Source organism: Corallococcus aberystwythensis, assembly GCF_003612165.1.
Lineage (GTDB): Bacteria > Myxococcota > Myxococcia > Myxococcales > Myxococcaceae > Corallococcus > Corallococcus aberystwythensis.
Genome location: NZ_RAWK01000038.1, coordinates 30992 through 45514, shown reverse-complemented (window position 1 = coordinate 45514; position 14523 = coordinate 30992). Strand labels below are relative to the sequence as shown.

Here is a 14523-nt window from a genome sequence, read left to right as displayed (position 1 = left end):
CGGGGGCCGAGGGGGACGTCGGAGGTTGCTCGCTAGAAGCCGATGCCGGCGCTTCCGCCCAGGAAGAAGTCGTTCGCATAACCGCGGCGTAGTCCCGTGGCCTCAATGCGGAACATGAATCGCGCGCTACGGCCGGGACGGCCTCGGATGCCCAGGCCGTACTGGAGGACGGGCTTGAGGCCGTTCACCTTGGTCTCTTCCTCGCCCACGGTGATGCCGGTGTTCTGGTAGGCGAGTCCGCCGCCAGCCTGAACGAAGAATCCGAAGTCCGACTCGCCGAAGCGGAACACCCAAGCAGGCGCGAGCGTGAAGTAGTGAAGCCGCGTGTCCCCCTTGATGAAATCGGTGCCGTCACTGAGGCTGCCGTATATCCAGCGCAGGTCGGCAATGAAGCCTTGCCGCCACATCTCATTCTCCGTCTTGAGCGCGCGGCCGAATTCATACGTGGCGCGCACGCCCACGGCGGGCTTGTTGTCTGAGAAGTTGCCTCGGGCGCTGTCCACCATCAACAGACCGCCCACCAACTCCACCGCGACGCCCAGGCTGGGGTCGTCCAGGCGGGCCATGCTCTGGAAGCCGTCGTCGCTCTCCCGCTCGGCGGCTTCGCGGAACTCGTCCGTTTCGTCCACCAGCTTGCGGCGTCGGTCGTAGGCGTCGTCGTCGTCCTTCTGGGCCTTCTCCTGGGCGCGCTCGGCTTCCTGCTCCGGGTAGGCGTAGGGGTCGTCGTCGTCCGAGCTCTGGGCGAACGCGGTGGGGGTGAAGAGCAGGCTGCCGGCGAGGCAGGCCTTGAGCCAGGTGTTCAAGGGAGCGGGCCTCACTGGAAGATGCTCGGGCAGGTGGTGCCGCCCGCGGCGCTGGGCGGGCAGAGGTTGTCGCCGATGAGGTCCGCGCGCGGGATCTGCAGGTGGTCCATGAACTCGTTGCAGACGGCCTTGCGCAGCTCCAGGTCGGAGATGTGCGCGATGATGGCGGCGGCGGGGACGGCCAGCGTGAACAGGTTCTGATCACCCAAGGTCAGCTGGGTGTACTGGTAGATGCCCGGCTTGGCGGGGTCCGTGTCGTAGTACGCGGAGACGATGTCGCGCTGCAGCTGGGCCTCCTGACCGGTGGAGCGGCCCGCCTGGTAGAGCGCGGTCGCCAGGAGCGTGCCCACCTGGTACTCGGCGCCGTCGGCGGAGAAGGTGTTCAGGTCATTCTGCTGCACGCGCGCGTACAGGAGCGCGCTCATGCAGCGGTTGCCGTTGGACAGGTCCCGCGCGTCGGTGACGCCGGTGAAGGGGCCTCCGTCGAAGGAGGACGCGAGGAAGCGCGGATCACACCCGCTGGGGCTGCGGCAGGTGGCGCCGTAGGCGTGGTAGTCCGCCAGGCCCTCGTCGAAGGCCTTGAGCACGTTGGCGCCCTGGCTTGAGGACTGCGAGGCCCAGGTGGCCAGCGCCACGGGCAGGTTCTGCGAGGCGTACGCCAGCCGGTTGAACACGAGGTGCGAATACTCGTGCGCCATCACCGCCGCGTTGAGGGGCAGCGGGGCGCGTTGGATGCGGTCGAACGGCAGCACCATGAAGGCCTGGAGCACCGGGTAGAAGATGGCGTTGTCCTCCGCCGGCTCCTTGCTCACCTGCGCCTGGATGAACTCCGGGAAGTAGTAGAGCGTCGGCGTGGGGTCGAACGAGGCCACCTTCACGTTGGCGACGGTGCGGAAGTACTCGTTGGCGCGCTCGAGGTTGTAATACGAGGTCACCATGTTCCAGGAGTGGAAGTCTGCGGGCCAGAGGACGTCCTCGCCCGTCTTCTCGTCCTTCTGGGTGATGTAGCTGGCCTTCACGTCGTGGCCGGACTTCTTCACCAGCACGTCCGCGACGGTGTCCTCCGTGGCGTTCTGGAGCGCGGGATCATTCGCGTCGATGACGATGCGCGCGCCACCCTGCAGGTCGCCGACGGAGCCCTTCAGGCCGACGATGTCCTCGATGGTGGTGAGTTCGACCTGCGTGGGGACGTACTGGCCATTGCTGGAGCGGGACAGGACGGAGACCTTCACGGGGGCCTCGCTGTCTGGCGCGCAGCCCGTGGCCAGGGTCAGCCCGACGGCGGCGGTAATGACTGTTCGGAGCATGACGGACGTTTTACTCCGGACCGCTCAGAACGTGTATTCCCCTCCGAGTGTGAGCAGGCCGGAGGCTTCCGCCGGGGTGTCCTCGGGCTCGTCCCGCTGGAGGGCCACGGAGGCCCACAGCCGCACCGCGTCGCCCAGGCGCACCGTCCACCGGGTGGCCACCACGTGGGCCACGCCCTGGCCCGCCACGTACCGGGTGAAGGCGTAGGACAGCTGCCCCCTCACGTCCTGGGAGAGGCGCCAGGAGAGGGAGGGCTTCACGTCCCAGCGGACCGGGGCGGAGGGGAAGCCGGTGCCGGCGTTGACGTCCCCCAGGCGCCGCGTGACGGCCGCGCCCAGGTCGCGCAGCTGGCGGCGGCGCAGGAGCGCCAGGGCCCTCCGGGCGGCCACCTGGTCCTCGAGCCGGGCCTCCAGGCCTTCCGCCTCCGCGTCGGTGAACTGGCCCGCGGTGAGCGGGTCCTCGCTGTAGAAGGCATATCCCCCGCGCAGCCCCAGCTCCCAGCGGCCCTTCCAGAGGAGCCGCGCGCCCAGGACAGGGCGGGCCGACCAGAGGACGTCCTCCCGCACGTAGCGCTCCGTGGGGGCGCCGCCGGAGACGGTGAAGAGCTGGCGGCGCAGCGGGTAGCGGCTGACGCCCACGCCCGCGTCCAGGCCGTACTCCCAGGTGTCGAAGCCCGCCGAGTCCCAGGCAGCCCCCAGCTGCACCGCCTGGCTGCCGTAGCCCGTCCGGGCGGTGAGGCCGGGGACGTTGAGGCGGGGGCGCTCCGCGGAGAGCTCCGTGTCGGAGGCCTTGGACAGGCCCAGGCTGACAGCTCCGGACAGGAGCCAGTGCGTGCCCGCCAGGTGATCCACGCCCACGGAGAGCTGGTGGGTGGCCGCGGTACCGGACTCCGGCCGGGCGCCGGTGTAGCCCAGCGTGAGGAAGGTCGCTTCGCCCACGCCCACGTCGCCCAGCAGGCTCCAGAGGGCATAGCCGCGGCCGCCGCTCGCCTCGAGCGTGATGGCACTGTCCGCGGACTCCGCCCAGGTGGGGCTTGCTCCCAGCAACGCCAGCAGCAGCAGCATGGAGGCACCAACCCGGGAACCTTTTTGGGGTTGCGGGGACGTGCGCGCCTGCCTGCTCAAGCGCCCGTCTTCCGAGTGAGAAGCGGGTGAAAACGCGGGGGTGTGCGGGCCATGGATTCCTTGACGCGTCGTTTCCACGATCCGCTATGGTGCCCGGCCTTCCTTCCCGAACCAAACGCAGGCGGTCTCCATGGCGGTCCCGTTCATTTCCGAGGTCAAGCGTACCCACACCTGCGGTCAGCTCTCGGCCGCGAACGTTGGCGAAGAAGTGATCCTCTTCGGCTGGGTGCACAACCGCCGCGACCATGGCGGCGCGGTGTTCATCGACCTGCGGGACCGCGAAGGGCTCACCCAGGTGGTGTTCGAGCCGGACAGCAAGGAGGCCCATGAGACGGCCGGGCACCTGCGCCTGGAGTACTGCATTGGCATCAAGGGCAAGGTGCTGTCGCGCGGCAAGAACGTGAACCCGAAGATGAAGACGGGGGAGATCGAGGTGAAGGCCTCGGACCTGACCATCTTCAACCGCTCGGAGCCCACGCCGTTCCTCATCGAGGACAACGTGGAGACGTCCGAGGAGAAGCGCCTGGCGCACCGCTACCTGGACCTGCGCCGGGGCCCCTTGCAGAAGACGCTGATGACGCGCTCGAAGATGAACACGCTCGCGCGTTCCTACATGGCGGGCAACGGCTTCCTGGAGCTGGAGACGCCCTTCATGGGCAAGTACACGCCGGGCGGCGCGCGCAACTTCCTGGTCCCCAGCCGCCTGAACCCGGGCAAGTTCTACGCGCTGGCGGAGAGCCCGCAGCTCTACAAGCAGCTCTTCATGGTGGCGGGCTTCGACCGGTACTTCCAGATCGTGAAGTGCTTCCGCGATGAAGACCTGCGCGTGGACCGGCAGCCGGAGTTCACGCAGATCGACGTGGAGATGAGCTTCGTCAACCAGGACGACATCTTCACCATCATCGAAGGCCTGCTGAAGAAGCTGTGGGGCGAGGTGCTGGGCATCGACATCCCGACGCCCTTCATGCGCATGGACTTCTACGAGTCCATGGCGAAGTACGGCAACGACAAGCCGGACCTGCGCTTCGGGCTGGAGCACGTGGTGCTCACGGACGTCATCCGCGAGCACGGCGCCGCGGGCGGCGTGCCCATGATGTGGGACGCGGTGCAGGACAAGGGCATCGTCAAGGCGATGGTCGTCCCGGCGGAGAAGGCGCTGTCCCGCGCGGAGAGCGACAAGCTGGAGGACTTCGCGAAGCAGGCGGGCGCCAAGGGCCTGGCTCGCGCGAAGGTGGGCGAGGGCGGTGAGTGGACCCAGTCCCCGCTGTCCAAGACGATTACCCCGGCGCTGCGGCAGGCCATCAACCAGGCCGTGAACGCGAAGACGGGCGACCTCATCCTGTTCCAGTTCGGCCGCGAGTCGCTGGTGCACACGGTGATGGCGAACCTGCGCGTGCACGTGGCGAAGAAGCTGGGGCTCATCCCCGAGTACGGCAGCGGCGGCCAGTGGAAGTTCCTCTGGGTGGTGAACCCGCCCCTCTTCGAGTTCGACGAGGAGACGAACACCTGGGCCGCGGCGCACCACGCCTTCACCCGTCCGCACGACGAGGACGTGCAGTACCTGGGGACGGACCCGGGCCGCGTGAAGTGCCACCGCTACGACGTGGTGCTCAACGGCTTCGAGATTGGCGGCGGCTCCATCCGTCTGCATGACCCGAAGGTGCAGAGCGAAGTGTTCAAGGCGCTGGGCATCCAGGAGGAGGAGGCGCGCGTGAAGTTCGGCTTCCTGCTGGACGCGCTCAAGTACGGCGCGCCCCCGCACGGCGGCATCGCGCTGGGCATGGACCGCCTGGTGATGCTGCTGACCGGCGCGGAGTCCCTGCGCGACGTGATTCCGTTCCCCAAGACGAAGACGGGCACGGACACGATGACGGGCGCCCCCGGCGACGTGGACGAGAAGCAGCTGCGCGACCTGCACGTGCGCACGGTGCCGCTGCCGCAGAAGTAGCCGGCATCACGACGCCGGGTGGAGGACACTCCCGGCGTGCCGCTTCCGTTCCTCGCCACACCCCGGGCCCTTCGGCAGGCCCGGGGGAGTGGCTGGAAGGCGACGGACGGCCCTGCGGCACGGCTGGACATCCCGGCGCTCGTGGCCATTGAGGGCCCGTGGCGAGCGAGGCGGACGGCGCGATGCGGGGACGGGGCTTTCGGGCGTGCGTGCTGGCGTGGGCCCTGCTGTGCGCGGGGCCGGCCTTCGCCGCCGAGACGAGGATGCCCCCGGGCCTCACCGGTGAATGGGGTGGAGCGCGCGGGCTGCTCCACGAGCTGGGGGTCGCGCTCCAGGTCCGCTACGTGACGGAGCTCGCCTACAACGCGCGCGGCGGCAAGGGCCATGCGCTGCGTCAGGCGGGCCAGCTCAACGTGGGGCTGGGCCTGGACCTGGAGAAGCTGGCGGGGCTGAAGGGCGGCACCTTCCAGTTCACCTTCACGCACCGCAACGGCAACAACCTCAACGCGGACATGGCGCTGGGGAACCTCCAGCTGGTGCAGGAGGTGTACGGGCGCGGCAACGTCGGGCGGCTCACGCAGCTCTGGTACGACCAGGTCTTCTGGGGCGGGCGGGTGCACCTGAAGCTGGGCCGCGTCACCATGGGCGAGGACTCGGCGGACTTCCCCTGCGACTTCCAGAACCTGACCTTCTGCGGCGCGCAGCCCGGCAACATCGTGGGCAACTACTGGTTCAACTGGCCGGTGAGCCAGTGGGGCACGCGGCTGCGCGTGGACGTGGCGAAGGTGGCCTACGTGCAGCTGGCCGCGTACGAGGTGAACCCGCGCAACCTGGAGGAGGCCTTCTACCTGGGGCGCTTCAGCGGGGCGACGGGCGTGATGCTGCCCCTGGAGCTGGGATGGAACCCTAAGTTCCGGGGCGGGCGGCTGGAGGGGCTCTACAAGCTGGGCGCCTGGTACGACACGTCCAACGCGCCGGACGTGCTGCTGCAGGATGTGGAGCACGAAGGGCGCTATGGCCTGTACCTCGTCGCGCGCCAGCAGCTCACGCACGTGGCGGGCGCGGAGAACGTGGCGCAGGGCCTCAACCTGTTCGTGCGCCTGGCGCATCCGGACCGGAACACCTCCACGCAGGACGGCCAGTACACGGTGGGCCTGGGGTACACGGGCGTCCTGGGCCGGGCGGATGACGACGTGGGCTTCGCGCTGGGCACCACGCGCTCCAACGGGCGCTACGTCCACGCGCAGCGGCTGAAGCGGGCACAGGACCCCAGCACGCCCGTGCCCCGCTCGGAGTACCTGGGCGAGCTGTACTACAGCCTCCATGCGACGCCGTGGCTCGTGCTGCGGCCCAACTTCCAATACATCCGCCCCGGCGGTGACGTGACCGCGCGCGACATCCTCATCCTGGGTCTCAAGGGGGCACTAACCCTGTAGGGCATGTGGGAGAGCGGCCCCTTTCCGTGCCGCTCCGCGGGTGGCCTAGAGTGGGGCCATGGCCTTGTCACCCTCGTGGGATGCGTGGCTGTCGGAGAACCTGCTGCGTGGCGTGCCGGCGGAGGCACTGGCCCGGGCACTGGTCTCCGGAGGAGTGGCCCCGGAGGAAGCCCGTTCGGAGGTGGCTCGCGCCGGGCGGCACCCGGCGGTGGAGGCCGCCGGGCCGCACGTGGCGCTGGCGGCGGAGGTGGGGTCGCTGATGGACGTGCGCGCGTCGCTGCATGCTCAGGCGCGCCGGGAAGTGGAGCGGCGGCGGGGCGTGTCCGCGGAGGAGTTCCAGGCGCGCTACTACCGCGCGCACCGGCCCGTCGTCCTGGAGGACTTCCTGGAGGGCTGGCCGCTGCTGGAGCGCTGGCGGCCGGAGGCGCTGGCGCGCGATTACGGCGACGTGGCGGTGGAGGTCATGGCGGGCCGCGAAACCCGCGCGGACCATGACACGTCACCGGACGCGTGCCGCACGGTGATGCGGCTGGGGGACTTCCTCCAGCGGCTGGCGCAGGGCGGGCCCTCCAACGACCTGTACCTCACCGCGCGCAACTTCGCGCTGGAGCGGCCGGAGCTGCGCGGGCTGTTGGAGGACCTGCGGCCGGCCCCGGGCTTCGTGTACCCGACGCGGCAGCACGGAGGCATCAAGCTCTGGGTGGGGCCCGCGGGCACGCGCACGGCGCTGCACCATGACGTGGACTCGGTGCTGTTCTGCCAGGTCCACGGGCGCAAACGCTTCTGGCTGATTCCATCCTTCGAGACGCCGCGCGTGTACAACCGCGAGCACGTGTGGAGCGCGGTGGACGCGGCGGCGCCGGACCTGGAGCGCTTCCCGGACTTCGCCAGGGCGCACGTGCACGAGGTGGTGGTGGGCCCTGGCGAAATGCTCTTCATTCCCGTGGGCTGGTGGCACCAGGTGTTCGCGCTGGACGTGAGCGTGTCATTGACGTTCCAGTCGCTGGACGTGCCGGGCGGCAACATGCGGTGGCACACCTCGGGTTGAGGTGTGCCCCGGCGCAATGCCTTGCGTCAACCGTTGAGGTTTTCGCCCTTCGGCGTTTCAGGAAGGGGCGGTGTGGTGGGCGGTGGTGTGGGCGCGGGAGGCTCCGGAGCCCGCCTCCGGCGGAGGTCTTCCTGCTCGGGGGCAACCGGGGGATTGGGATTCGGGACGATTTTGTATGAGTTCTCGGGAGGCATCATGGAGTCCGCTCGTGGTGGATGTGGACGACCCAAAAGGTTCAGCCCGATACAAGAGGGCTGGCGATGACGTCTTCCCTCCCCCTTGAATGGAGAACGTGGCTCGCGCAGAACCTTGCGCGTGGCGTGCCTTCCAAGAGCCTCGGGGCCCGGTTGGAGGCGGCGGGAGTGGCTCCAGAGGTTGTCTGGGAAACGATTCAGGCCGCGGAGGCACATCCCGCGGTGGGACGGGGACGTGAATTCACGACACGTCTTGGATTGCTTGAATCGTTGCTCCAGACGCGGTCGGCGTTGCGACGACAGACATTGCCGGTGCCGCGCGTGGAGCGGCGGTCACGGCTGGCTCCAGCGGAATTCTTCAATGAGTACTACCGGCGCAACCGGCCGGTTGTGATTGAGGGGTTGATGGAGGACTGGCCCGCGCGGACGCGGTGGACCCCCGCGTGGATGGCCGAGCGTTTCGGTGACGAGACGGTGGAGGTGATGGCGGGGCGCGATGCCCAGGCGCTGCCGGATCTCCATGCGGACCGCCTGCGCCGGGACGTGCCGCTGCGCGAGCTGCTGGCACGCTTCGACGGTGCGCCGGCGAACGACATGTATCTGGTGGCTCGGAACAGCCTGCTGTTGCGCGACGCGTTCCGTCCGCTGCTGGAGGACCTGCGCGCGCCGGAGGGTTACATCCAGCCGGACCTGAGCGAGCCCGACCGCGTGCACCTGTGGCTGGGGCCGGCGGGGACGCTGTCCAACCTGCACCATGATCACCTCAACGTCCTGTTCTGCCAGGTGTGGGGACGCAAGCAGGTGTGGCTGGCGCCGTCGTGGGAGACGCCGTGGATGTCCAACGTGCGCGGCTTCTACAGCGCGGTGGACGTGCTGGCGCCGGACCTGGAGCGCTTCCCGGACTTCGCCCGGGTGGCGTTGCACACGGTGGAGGTAGGGCCGGGGGACACGCTCTTCATCCCGGTGGGGTGGTGGCATGCGCTGCGGGCGTTGGACCCGAGCCTGTCGGTGACGTTCGTGAGCTTCGAGCAGACGCCTGGATTGAACACCTGCTGGCGGGACGGCTGGCTGGGCGCCACGCCTCCGGAGGAACACCGATGAGATCGCCGCTCGAAGTGGAGACAGGGCCTTCGCCGCTGACGCCCGAGTGGCGGCGGTGGCTGGTGGAGAACCTGGTGCGCGGTGCGCCGCCGAAGGAGCTGGTGGCGTCGCTGGAGAAGGCCGGGGTGGCCGCGGAGCAGGCGCGGCGGGCGGTGGAGGCGGAGCAGGAGGAGCCCTTCGTCAAGGGAGCCCTGCGCGCGGTGGGCATGCAGCGCAAGCTGGAGGGGCTGCTGGACGTGTACTCGGAGCTGTTCCAGCAGACGGAAGGACCTCCGCGCGTGGACCGGCACGAAGCGCTGACGCCCTCAGCGTTCTTCGAGCGCTACTATTTCGACAACCTGCCGGTGGTGCTGCGGGAAGGGTGGAGTGCGTCGCTGGAGCCGAGCACCTGGAGCCCCGCGAACGTGGCCGCGCTCCTGGGCGCGCGGGAGGCGGGACACGCGTGCTGCGTGCCGCTGTTCGAGGACCCTCGGCTGGAGTCGCTGACGCGGGGGCTGACGACGCTCCGGGGCTTCACGGCGGAGGACGCGCGCGCGTGCGAGCCCCGGCTGTGGTGGGAGCCGCCCGGGGCGGAGGTTCCCCTGCGCGCGGCGCGCCGCAACGTGCTGCTGGGGCAGGTGCACGGGGAGCGGCGGCTCCAGCTCGTTCCGGCCTTCGAGCTGCGGCGGGTGACTTCGGCGTCGGAGGGCGACGCACCGTTGCGCCTGGACGTGACGCTGGCGCCTGGAGAGTGGGTGCTGCTGCCGGTGGGGTGGTGGTACGGCTTCAGCGCGCCAGGGGGTGGCCTCGCCGTTTCGTTCGAGGCCTTCGCGCTGCCGGAAGCGAACGTGACCTGGGACGCGGACGCGGAGCCCCAACCGTCGCCCCTGCCTCCACGGGACTGAGCGCTACTGATACAGCAGGACCTTGTCCACCCAGCGCATGTGGGGTTGTTTCTGGTGCCAGTCCAGGCGCTCGGCGCGCAGGGCCTGGGAGGGCTCCTCGCCGGACTGGATGCGCTCTCGCACCGCGCGGAAGAAGGCACCCGCGTCGTTGGGGATCTCCGCCGTGGCGGCGAACACCGCCCGGGCCCCCGAGGCGACGAACGCCTGCGGCAGCGAGGACGTCTCATGCAGGATGGGCGCGAGGCGGGCCGCGCTGCATGCGCCCAGCACCACCAACGGCGCGCCCTGCAGGTGACGGCGGCGCAGCTCCTCCGCGGTCAGCGCGTAGTGGCCGTCCTGCTGCGGCGACAGCGCGATGACGGTGGCATCCGACAGCGCCCGGTCCACCACGCCGTGCGCGTGGATGTCGATGTCCGTGGCTTGCTCCATCGCCTCCAGCACCCGTTCCGGCGTGGCCTGCGCGCCCTTGAGCCGCAAGAGCCGCTGCGCGCCCGCCAGGTCCACGTCCGCCGCCGAGGGCAGCCGCGCCAGCTTCAGCGTCTGGGGCGGCTCCACGTCCGATACCACGACGTGCAGGGGCGGCTTCGCGGGGGAGGCCGCGGGCGCGCCCGTGCCGACCCGGTAGCTCCAGGCCAGGTCCGCCGGCAGGATGCCCGCGCGGCTGTCCAGGGGCGGCGCGGCCAGCACCGCCACGCGCGGACAGTCACGCAGCAGCGCCACCAGGTCGCCGGGCACCAGCCCCGTCAGGTCATCGCGCAAGGGCACCGTGCGCGAGGCGTCATAGCGCCCCTGCACCTGCCCCTGGGGCCCTCGCACCACCGTCACCGTGCGCTCCGCCTCCACCGCCGCCGCCAGCACGCAGCCCTCCGGCACGGGCACCTGGAGGCTCTCCGCCACCACGTCCATCGCTTCCCGGAAGGCCCCGGCGTGGCCCGCGCTCACCGCCAGCGTCTGGTAGGCCACCGCCCTCGCGTCGCGCGCATCCGCGTTCACGCGCAAGAGCGGCTCCGCCTCCGCGATGGTCTGCCGGAGCACCCGCTGGCCCTCGTGCCAGTCGCGGTCCACCGTGAACCGTCCTTTGATGAGCGTGGCCAGCACGCGCCGTCCCGCGTTCTCCCGCAGCGGCGTCACCCGGGCCAGCTCCGCCATCAGGCGCCCCTCGTCGGACGCCCGTGGCGCCAGACGCGCCAGGTCCGCGAGGATCCACGCCCCCTGGAGCCCGGGCGTCTGTCCGCACGCCAGCGAGTCCTCCAGCTCCTGCCGTGCCTCCTGCGGACGGAAGCGCATCAGCGCCAGCGAGGCCAGGTTGAGGTGCGCCTGCGTGCGCGCCACGCAGTCGTCGGGCCGGCGGGCCAGCAACTCGGTGAGGTAGGCGCGAGAGAGGGCCACCCGCACCTGGAAGCGCGTCGCGTTGGCCATCATCACGAGCGCCGCACCCTCGCGCTCCCATTCGCCCAGCGCGGCGGCCTCCTGCCACGCGGCCCTCGCGGACTCCTCCGCCTCCATCAGCCGGTTCGACGCGGTGGCGCGGCTGCTCAAGCGCAGGAGCACGTCCACGCAGCGCAGGGGCAGCTTGCGCGCGCGGCATTCCTTTAGCGCCTCCCGCAAACGGTCCCCGGCCTGGGTGCCCTGGCCCGGCAGGTCGTCCAGCCGCGCGCTCTCCTGGGCCACCCGCAGGAGGATCCAGGGGTCCGTCACGCCCGCCGTCAGCGTGCGCAATTCCTCATGCGTGCGCGCCACGCCCTGTGTGCGAAGGAGCGCGCCCAGCAGCAGGTCCTTCGCCGTGGGCTCCTGGCGCAGCCGTTCAATGAGCGCCGCCGGGCTGGGATGCGCGTCCTGGACGAGCTTCGCGTACTCGCGCGCGAATGGCGCCCGGCGCGCGAAGTCCAGCGCCGCCGCCCGCCGCACGGTGTCCTCCAGCACGGGGTCCCCGCCGGCCGCGTGGTCCAGCACCCGCGCGAGCGGCAGCAGCGCCTCCACCTGGGCGGCGTCCTCGGAGCTCGCCAGCAGCTCGTAGAAGGACTCGCGCGCCATGCCGGGGAAGCGCGCCGCCCCTTCCACCGGCAGCGGCGCCTGGTGCGAGCGCAGCCGCGCCTGGAACGCCTCGCGCGTGGCCTTCCATGCATCCGCCCGCGCCTGGAACCGCGCGCGCAACGTCCGCGCCTGTTCGCGCGCCTCGTCACTCCAGCCAGGCTCGCCCTTCGCGGCCACCGCCTCGAACGTGGTGGCGGCGAGGAGCGTCAGCCCCAGCTCGCGCGCCACCACGGCCCGGTTCCATCGCGCCTGCGGGTGCTCGGGCATGGCCTCGAGCGTGGCGTCCAGCAGCGTCAGGGCTTCGTCGGAGTGGCCGCGCAGGATGGCGACGGCGGCCAGGTCGCTGTCCCGGTCCAGTGACGGCGACGTGCGCCGCAGGTACGCGAGCGCCTGCTCCGTGTCGCCATGCAGCAGGTAGCTGACACCCACGCCGTGCGCATCGCCGCGCTCCTCCAGGCGGGACAGGGCGCCCAGGGGCACCGGCGGGGCCAGCGCGTCCTGGCCTCGGGGAGGCGCATGCGGGCGGTACACGTCCGCGGCGGGGAGGCTCAGCCGCACCTCCAAAGGACGGTGGGTCGCGTCGGAGAGCCACAGCGCGGGCGTCTCCGCCGAGGTGTCGTGCTCGTGCTGCCTCCAGGCGCGCACGGCGACGAAGCCCAGGGCCATGCAGAGCGCCAGGGCCACCAGTCCTCCCACGCGCGTCACGCCTTCACGCCCCGGAAGGCGCATGCCCCGGGGCGTCTGCTGCATGCCTGCCATCCGGGGCCTCCCGCGTGCCCCCGCACCATCTCCGCGGGTCCTGCGGGCTCCAGTCTAGGGCGAATGCCCCCGGGGACGACAGACCCGGGGGCGAGGAGGCCCCTGGAGGAGGAAGGCCTACTCCACCTTCACGGGGGCGCGCGTGGACTCCACCAGCCGGTGGATGGGGTACAGCTCGCCCACCTTGAGGCTGTCGTCCAGGAACTGCCAGCGGCAGAAGCCGTCGTCCGAGTGCGGCTCCAGCAGGTAGGTGATGAGCGTGCCCGTGCGCTGGTTGGTGGGCACCAGCAGCGTGCCGGCGGGGAACTCCTGCTCGGAGCGCTCGGGGGCCACGGTGAGGATGGTCTCGAAGCGCACCGGCTTGGGCTTCTGGCTGAGCGGCACCTCGTCCTGCCCCGGGGGCGGAATGTTGGCGGCGACGTCCGGGCTGAAGGTCTCCTCGCGGCGGGCGATGCGGTAGCTGTCCACCTGGAAGCGCTGCGCCTTGGGGAGCTTCTCGTAGCGGATGCCGTGGCCGTCCAGGCGCGCGGCGAGCGACGCGGGCACCAGGTACCCGGCCGGAGTGCTCACCGACTGCGTGGGCACGAAGGTGCGGTGGTGCGGCGTCTTGTAGACCTTCTTGCGCTTGCCCGGGTAGCGGCGGGACTCGATGCTGGCCTCGTCGAAGGAGTTGATGACGGCGGTGTCACCGTCCTTCACGTAGGCCGGGTAGTCGAACACCAGCGCGCCTTCCGCGTTGCGCTGGGCGACGCCGAAGTTGATGCCCACCCACTCCTGCACGTTCACGTTCGGGTTCTGGCCGCGCGCGATGATGGCGGCCTCCTCGAAGTCGGTGACCCGGCGGTACTCCTTCGCGTAGCGGGCCGCGTCGCGGATGAGCTCCAGCACCCACGCGCGGATGACGGCGCAGCGGCGCGGGAAGTCGATGTAGCTGTACGTCTCCAGGAGCACGTCCAGCCGGCCCAGCAGGCCGCGGTAGTGGCTGCCGAAGCGGGGCAGGGCGGGGTAGGTGTGCCAGCCGGAGCGCGGGTCGCCCTCCTTGCGGAAGTTGCCGTACCAGAAGCTGTCGAAGCCGTGCTTCGTCTTCACCGCGGCGGACACGCGCTCGGCCAGCTCGCGGTTGAAGCCGCGCGAGGTGTGGAGGAGCTCCGCGTTGCCGTGCGGGATGTCGAAGGTGAGGTCGAAGCCGTGGATGCTGCCGTCGGTGGTGTGGCAGTCCACGAAGAGGTGCGGCCACCACGTCTGGTACAGCTTCGCCAGGGCGCGCGTCTCCGGCGCCTCCTGCTTCATGTTGTCGCGGTTGAGGTTCCAGCCCTCGCCCGTGTAGCGCATGCCCACGCCGCCGGGCGGGTTCACCTGGCCCTCCAGGTTCTTCAAATCCAGCGCGCGGTTGCCCTTGCTGATGCGGTCGTTGCCGTCCGGGTTGAAGTTGGGGACGAAGACGATGCACAGCCGGTCCAGCAGCTTCTTGCCCAGGGACGTGAGCGTGAGGTCGCGCGCGAGCGCCTGGAGGGTCTCCTTGCCCTCCACCTCACCGGCGTGGATGTTGGCCTCCACCATCACGATGAGCTTCTTCTGCTTCTTCGCCAGCTCCGGCGTGAAGCAGTTGCGGTCGCTCAGGATGAGCGACATGAGCGGCTGGCCTTCACCGCTCTGGCCAAAGTCCACGCGCTTGGCGAGCTTCGTCTGGGCACAGAGCGCGTCGACGAAGGCGACCACGTCGGCGCTGCGGGACGTTTCCTGGTAGTCGGTGGCTTCCGCGCGGGTGAGCAGCTTGGGAGTGGGCATAGGTGCCGCGCATCCGAGCGCTCCGGACCTGCGGCGTCAAGCACGCGCGAGGTGGGGCCGTCTTGCCGCGCCGTGGCGGTGTCCCATATGAAACCC

Annotated in this window: 10 protein-coding genes; 5 read left to right on the top strand and 5 right to left on the bottom strand. The window is 70.5% G+C overall.

The window, feature by feature from the left end; all coding sequences use genetic code 11:
• Positions 1 to 32: 32 nt before the first annotated feature.
• Genes D7W81_RS08570 through D7W81_RS08560 form a run of 3 tightly spaced genes read right to left on the bottom strand, consistent with a single transcriptional unit; the run spans position 33 to position 3175 of the window.
• Positions 33 to 803: a hypothetical protein gene (locus D7W81_RS08570; RefSeq protein ID WP_120554841.1), complete on the bottom strand. Its 771-nt coding sequence runs from the start codon at positions 801 to 803 to the stop codon at positions 33 to 35.
• A gap of 11 nt (positions 804 to 814) precedes the next feature.
• Positions 815 to 2110 (bottom strand): hypothetical protein, encoded by a 1296-nt coding sequence (locus D7W81_RS08565; protein WP_120554840.1) that lies wholly within the window; start codon positions 2108 to 2110, stop codon positions 815 to 817.
• A 24-nt stretch (positions 2111 to 2134) separates the two neighbouring features.
• Positions 2135 to 3175, bottom strand: coding sequence for a hypothetical protein (locus tag D7W81_RS08560; RefSeq protein WP_120554839.1), 1041 nt, complete (start codon positions 3173 to 3175; stop codon positions 2135 to 2137).
• Between the two features lie 190 nt (positions 3176 to 3365).
• Here D7W81_RS08560 and aspS point away from each other — a divergent pair, with 190 nt between their 5' ends.
• The 5 genes from aspS (at position 3366) to D7W81_RS08535 (ending at position 9846) form a co-directional block, all read left to right on the top strand.
• Complete coding sequence (gene aspS, locus D7W81_RS08555) at positions 3366 to 5183, top strand: aspartate--tRNA ligase (RefSeq protein ID WP_120554838.1); 1818 nt, start codon at positions 3366 to 3368, stop codon at positions 5181 to 5183.
• 158 nt (positions 5184 to 5341) lie between these two features.
• On the top strand, positions 5342 to 6619 hold the full coding sequence (locus tag D7W81_RS08550) for a carbohydrate porin (protein ID WP_120554837.1): 1278 nt from the start codon (positions 5342 to 5344) through the stop codon (positions 6617 to 6619).
• A gap of 58 nt (positions 6620 to 6677) precedes the next feature.
• Positions 6678 to 7667, top strand: coding sequence for a cupin-like domain-containing protein (locus D7W81_RS08545; RefSeq protein WP_120554836.1), 990 nt, complete (start codon positions 6678 to 6680; stop codon positions 7665 to 7667).
• Between the two features lie 506 nt (positions 7668 to 8173).
• Entirely contained in the window at positions 8174 to 8962 is a 789-nt protein-coding gene (locus tag D7W81_RS08540; protein ID WP_244227063.1) for a cupin-like domain-containing protein, read from the top strand.
• Positions 8959 to 9846: a hypothetical protein gene (locus D7W81_RS08535; RefSeq protein ID WP_147445386.1), complete on the top strand. Its 888-nt coding sequence runs from the start codon at positions 8959 to 8961 to the stop codon at positions 9844 to 9846. The genes D7W81_RS08540 and D7W81_RS08535 overlap by 4 nt, the downstream gene beginning before the upstream one ends.
• A 3-nt stretch (positions 9847 to 9849) precedes the next feature.
• Here the strand turns inward: D7W81_RS08535 and D7W81_RS08530 are convergent, their stop codons facing one another.
• Positions 9850 to 12639 carry a CHAT domain-containing protein gene (locus D7W81_RS08530; RefSeq protein WP_120554834.1) on the bottom strand — a complete coding sequence of 930 codons (2790 nt, stop codon included), beginning with the start codon at positions 12637 to 12639 and terminating at the stop codon, positions 9850 to 9852.
• Between the two features lie 117 nt (positions 12640 to 12756).
• The gene (locus tag D7W81_RS08525; RefSeq protein ID WP_120554833.1) at positions 12757 to 14427 is read right to left on the bottom strand and encodes a M14 family zinc carboxypeptidase; all 1671 of its coding nucleotides are present in this window, start codon (positions 14425 to 14427) and stop codon (positions 12757 to 12759) included.
• Between the last annotated feature and the right edge of the window lie 96 nt (positions 14428 to 14523).

Bases quoted from the DNA above. Each gene is read 5' to 3' on its own strand.
- D7W81_RS08565 (WP_120554840.1), bottom strand. From the start codon at position 2,110: ATGCTCCGAACAGTCATTACCGCCGCCGTCGGGCTGACCCTGGCCACG.
- D7W81_RS08560 (WP_120554839.1), bottom strand. From the start codon at position 3,175: ATGCTGCTGCTGCTGGCGTTGCTGGGAGCAAGCCCCACCTGGGCGGAG.
- aspS (WP_120554838.1), top strand. From the start codon at position 3,366: ATGGCGGTCCCGTTCATTTCCGAGGTCAAGCGTACCCACACCTGCGGT.
- D7W81_RS08545 (WP_120554836.1), top strand. From the start codon at position 6,678: ATGGCCTTGTCACCCTCGTGGGATGCGTGGCTGTCGGAGAACCTGCTG.
- D7W81_RS08535 (WP_147445386.1), top strand. From the start codon at position 8,959: ATGAGATCGCCGCTCGAAGTGGAGACAGGGCCTTCGCCGCTGACGCCC.
- D7W81_RS08530 (WP_120554834.1), bottom strand. From the start codon at position 12,639: ATGGCAGGCATGCAGCAGACGCCCCGGGGCATGCGCCTTCCGGGGCGT.
- D7W81_RS08525 (WP_120554833.1), bottom strand. From the start codon at position 14,427: ATGCCCACTCCCAAGCTGCTCACCCGCGCGGAAGCCACCGACTACCAG.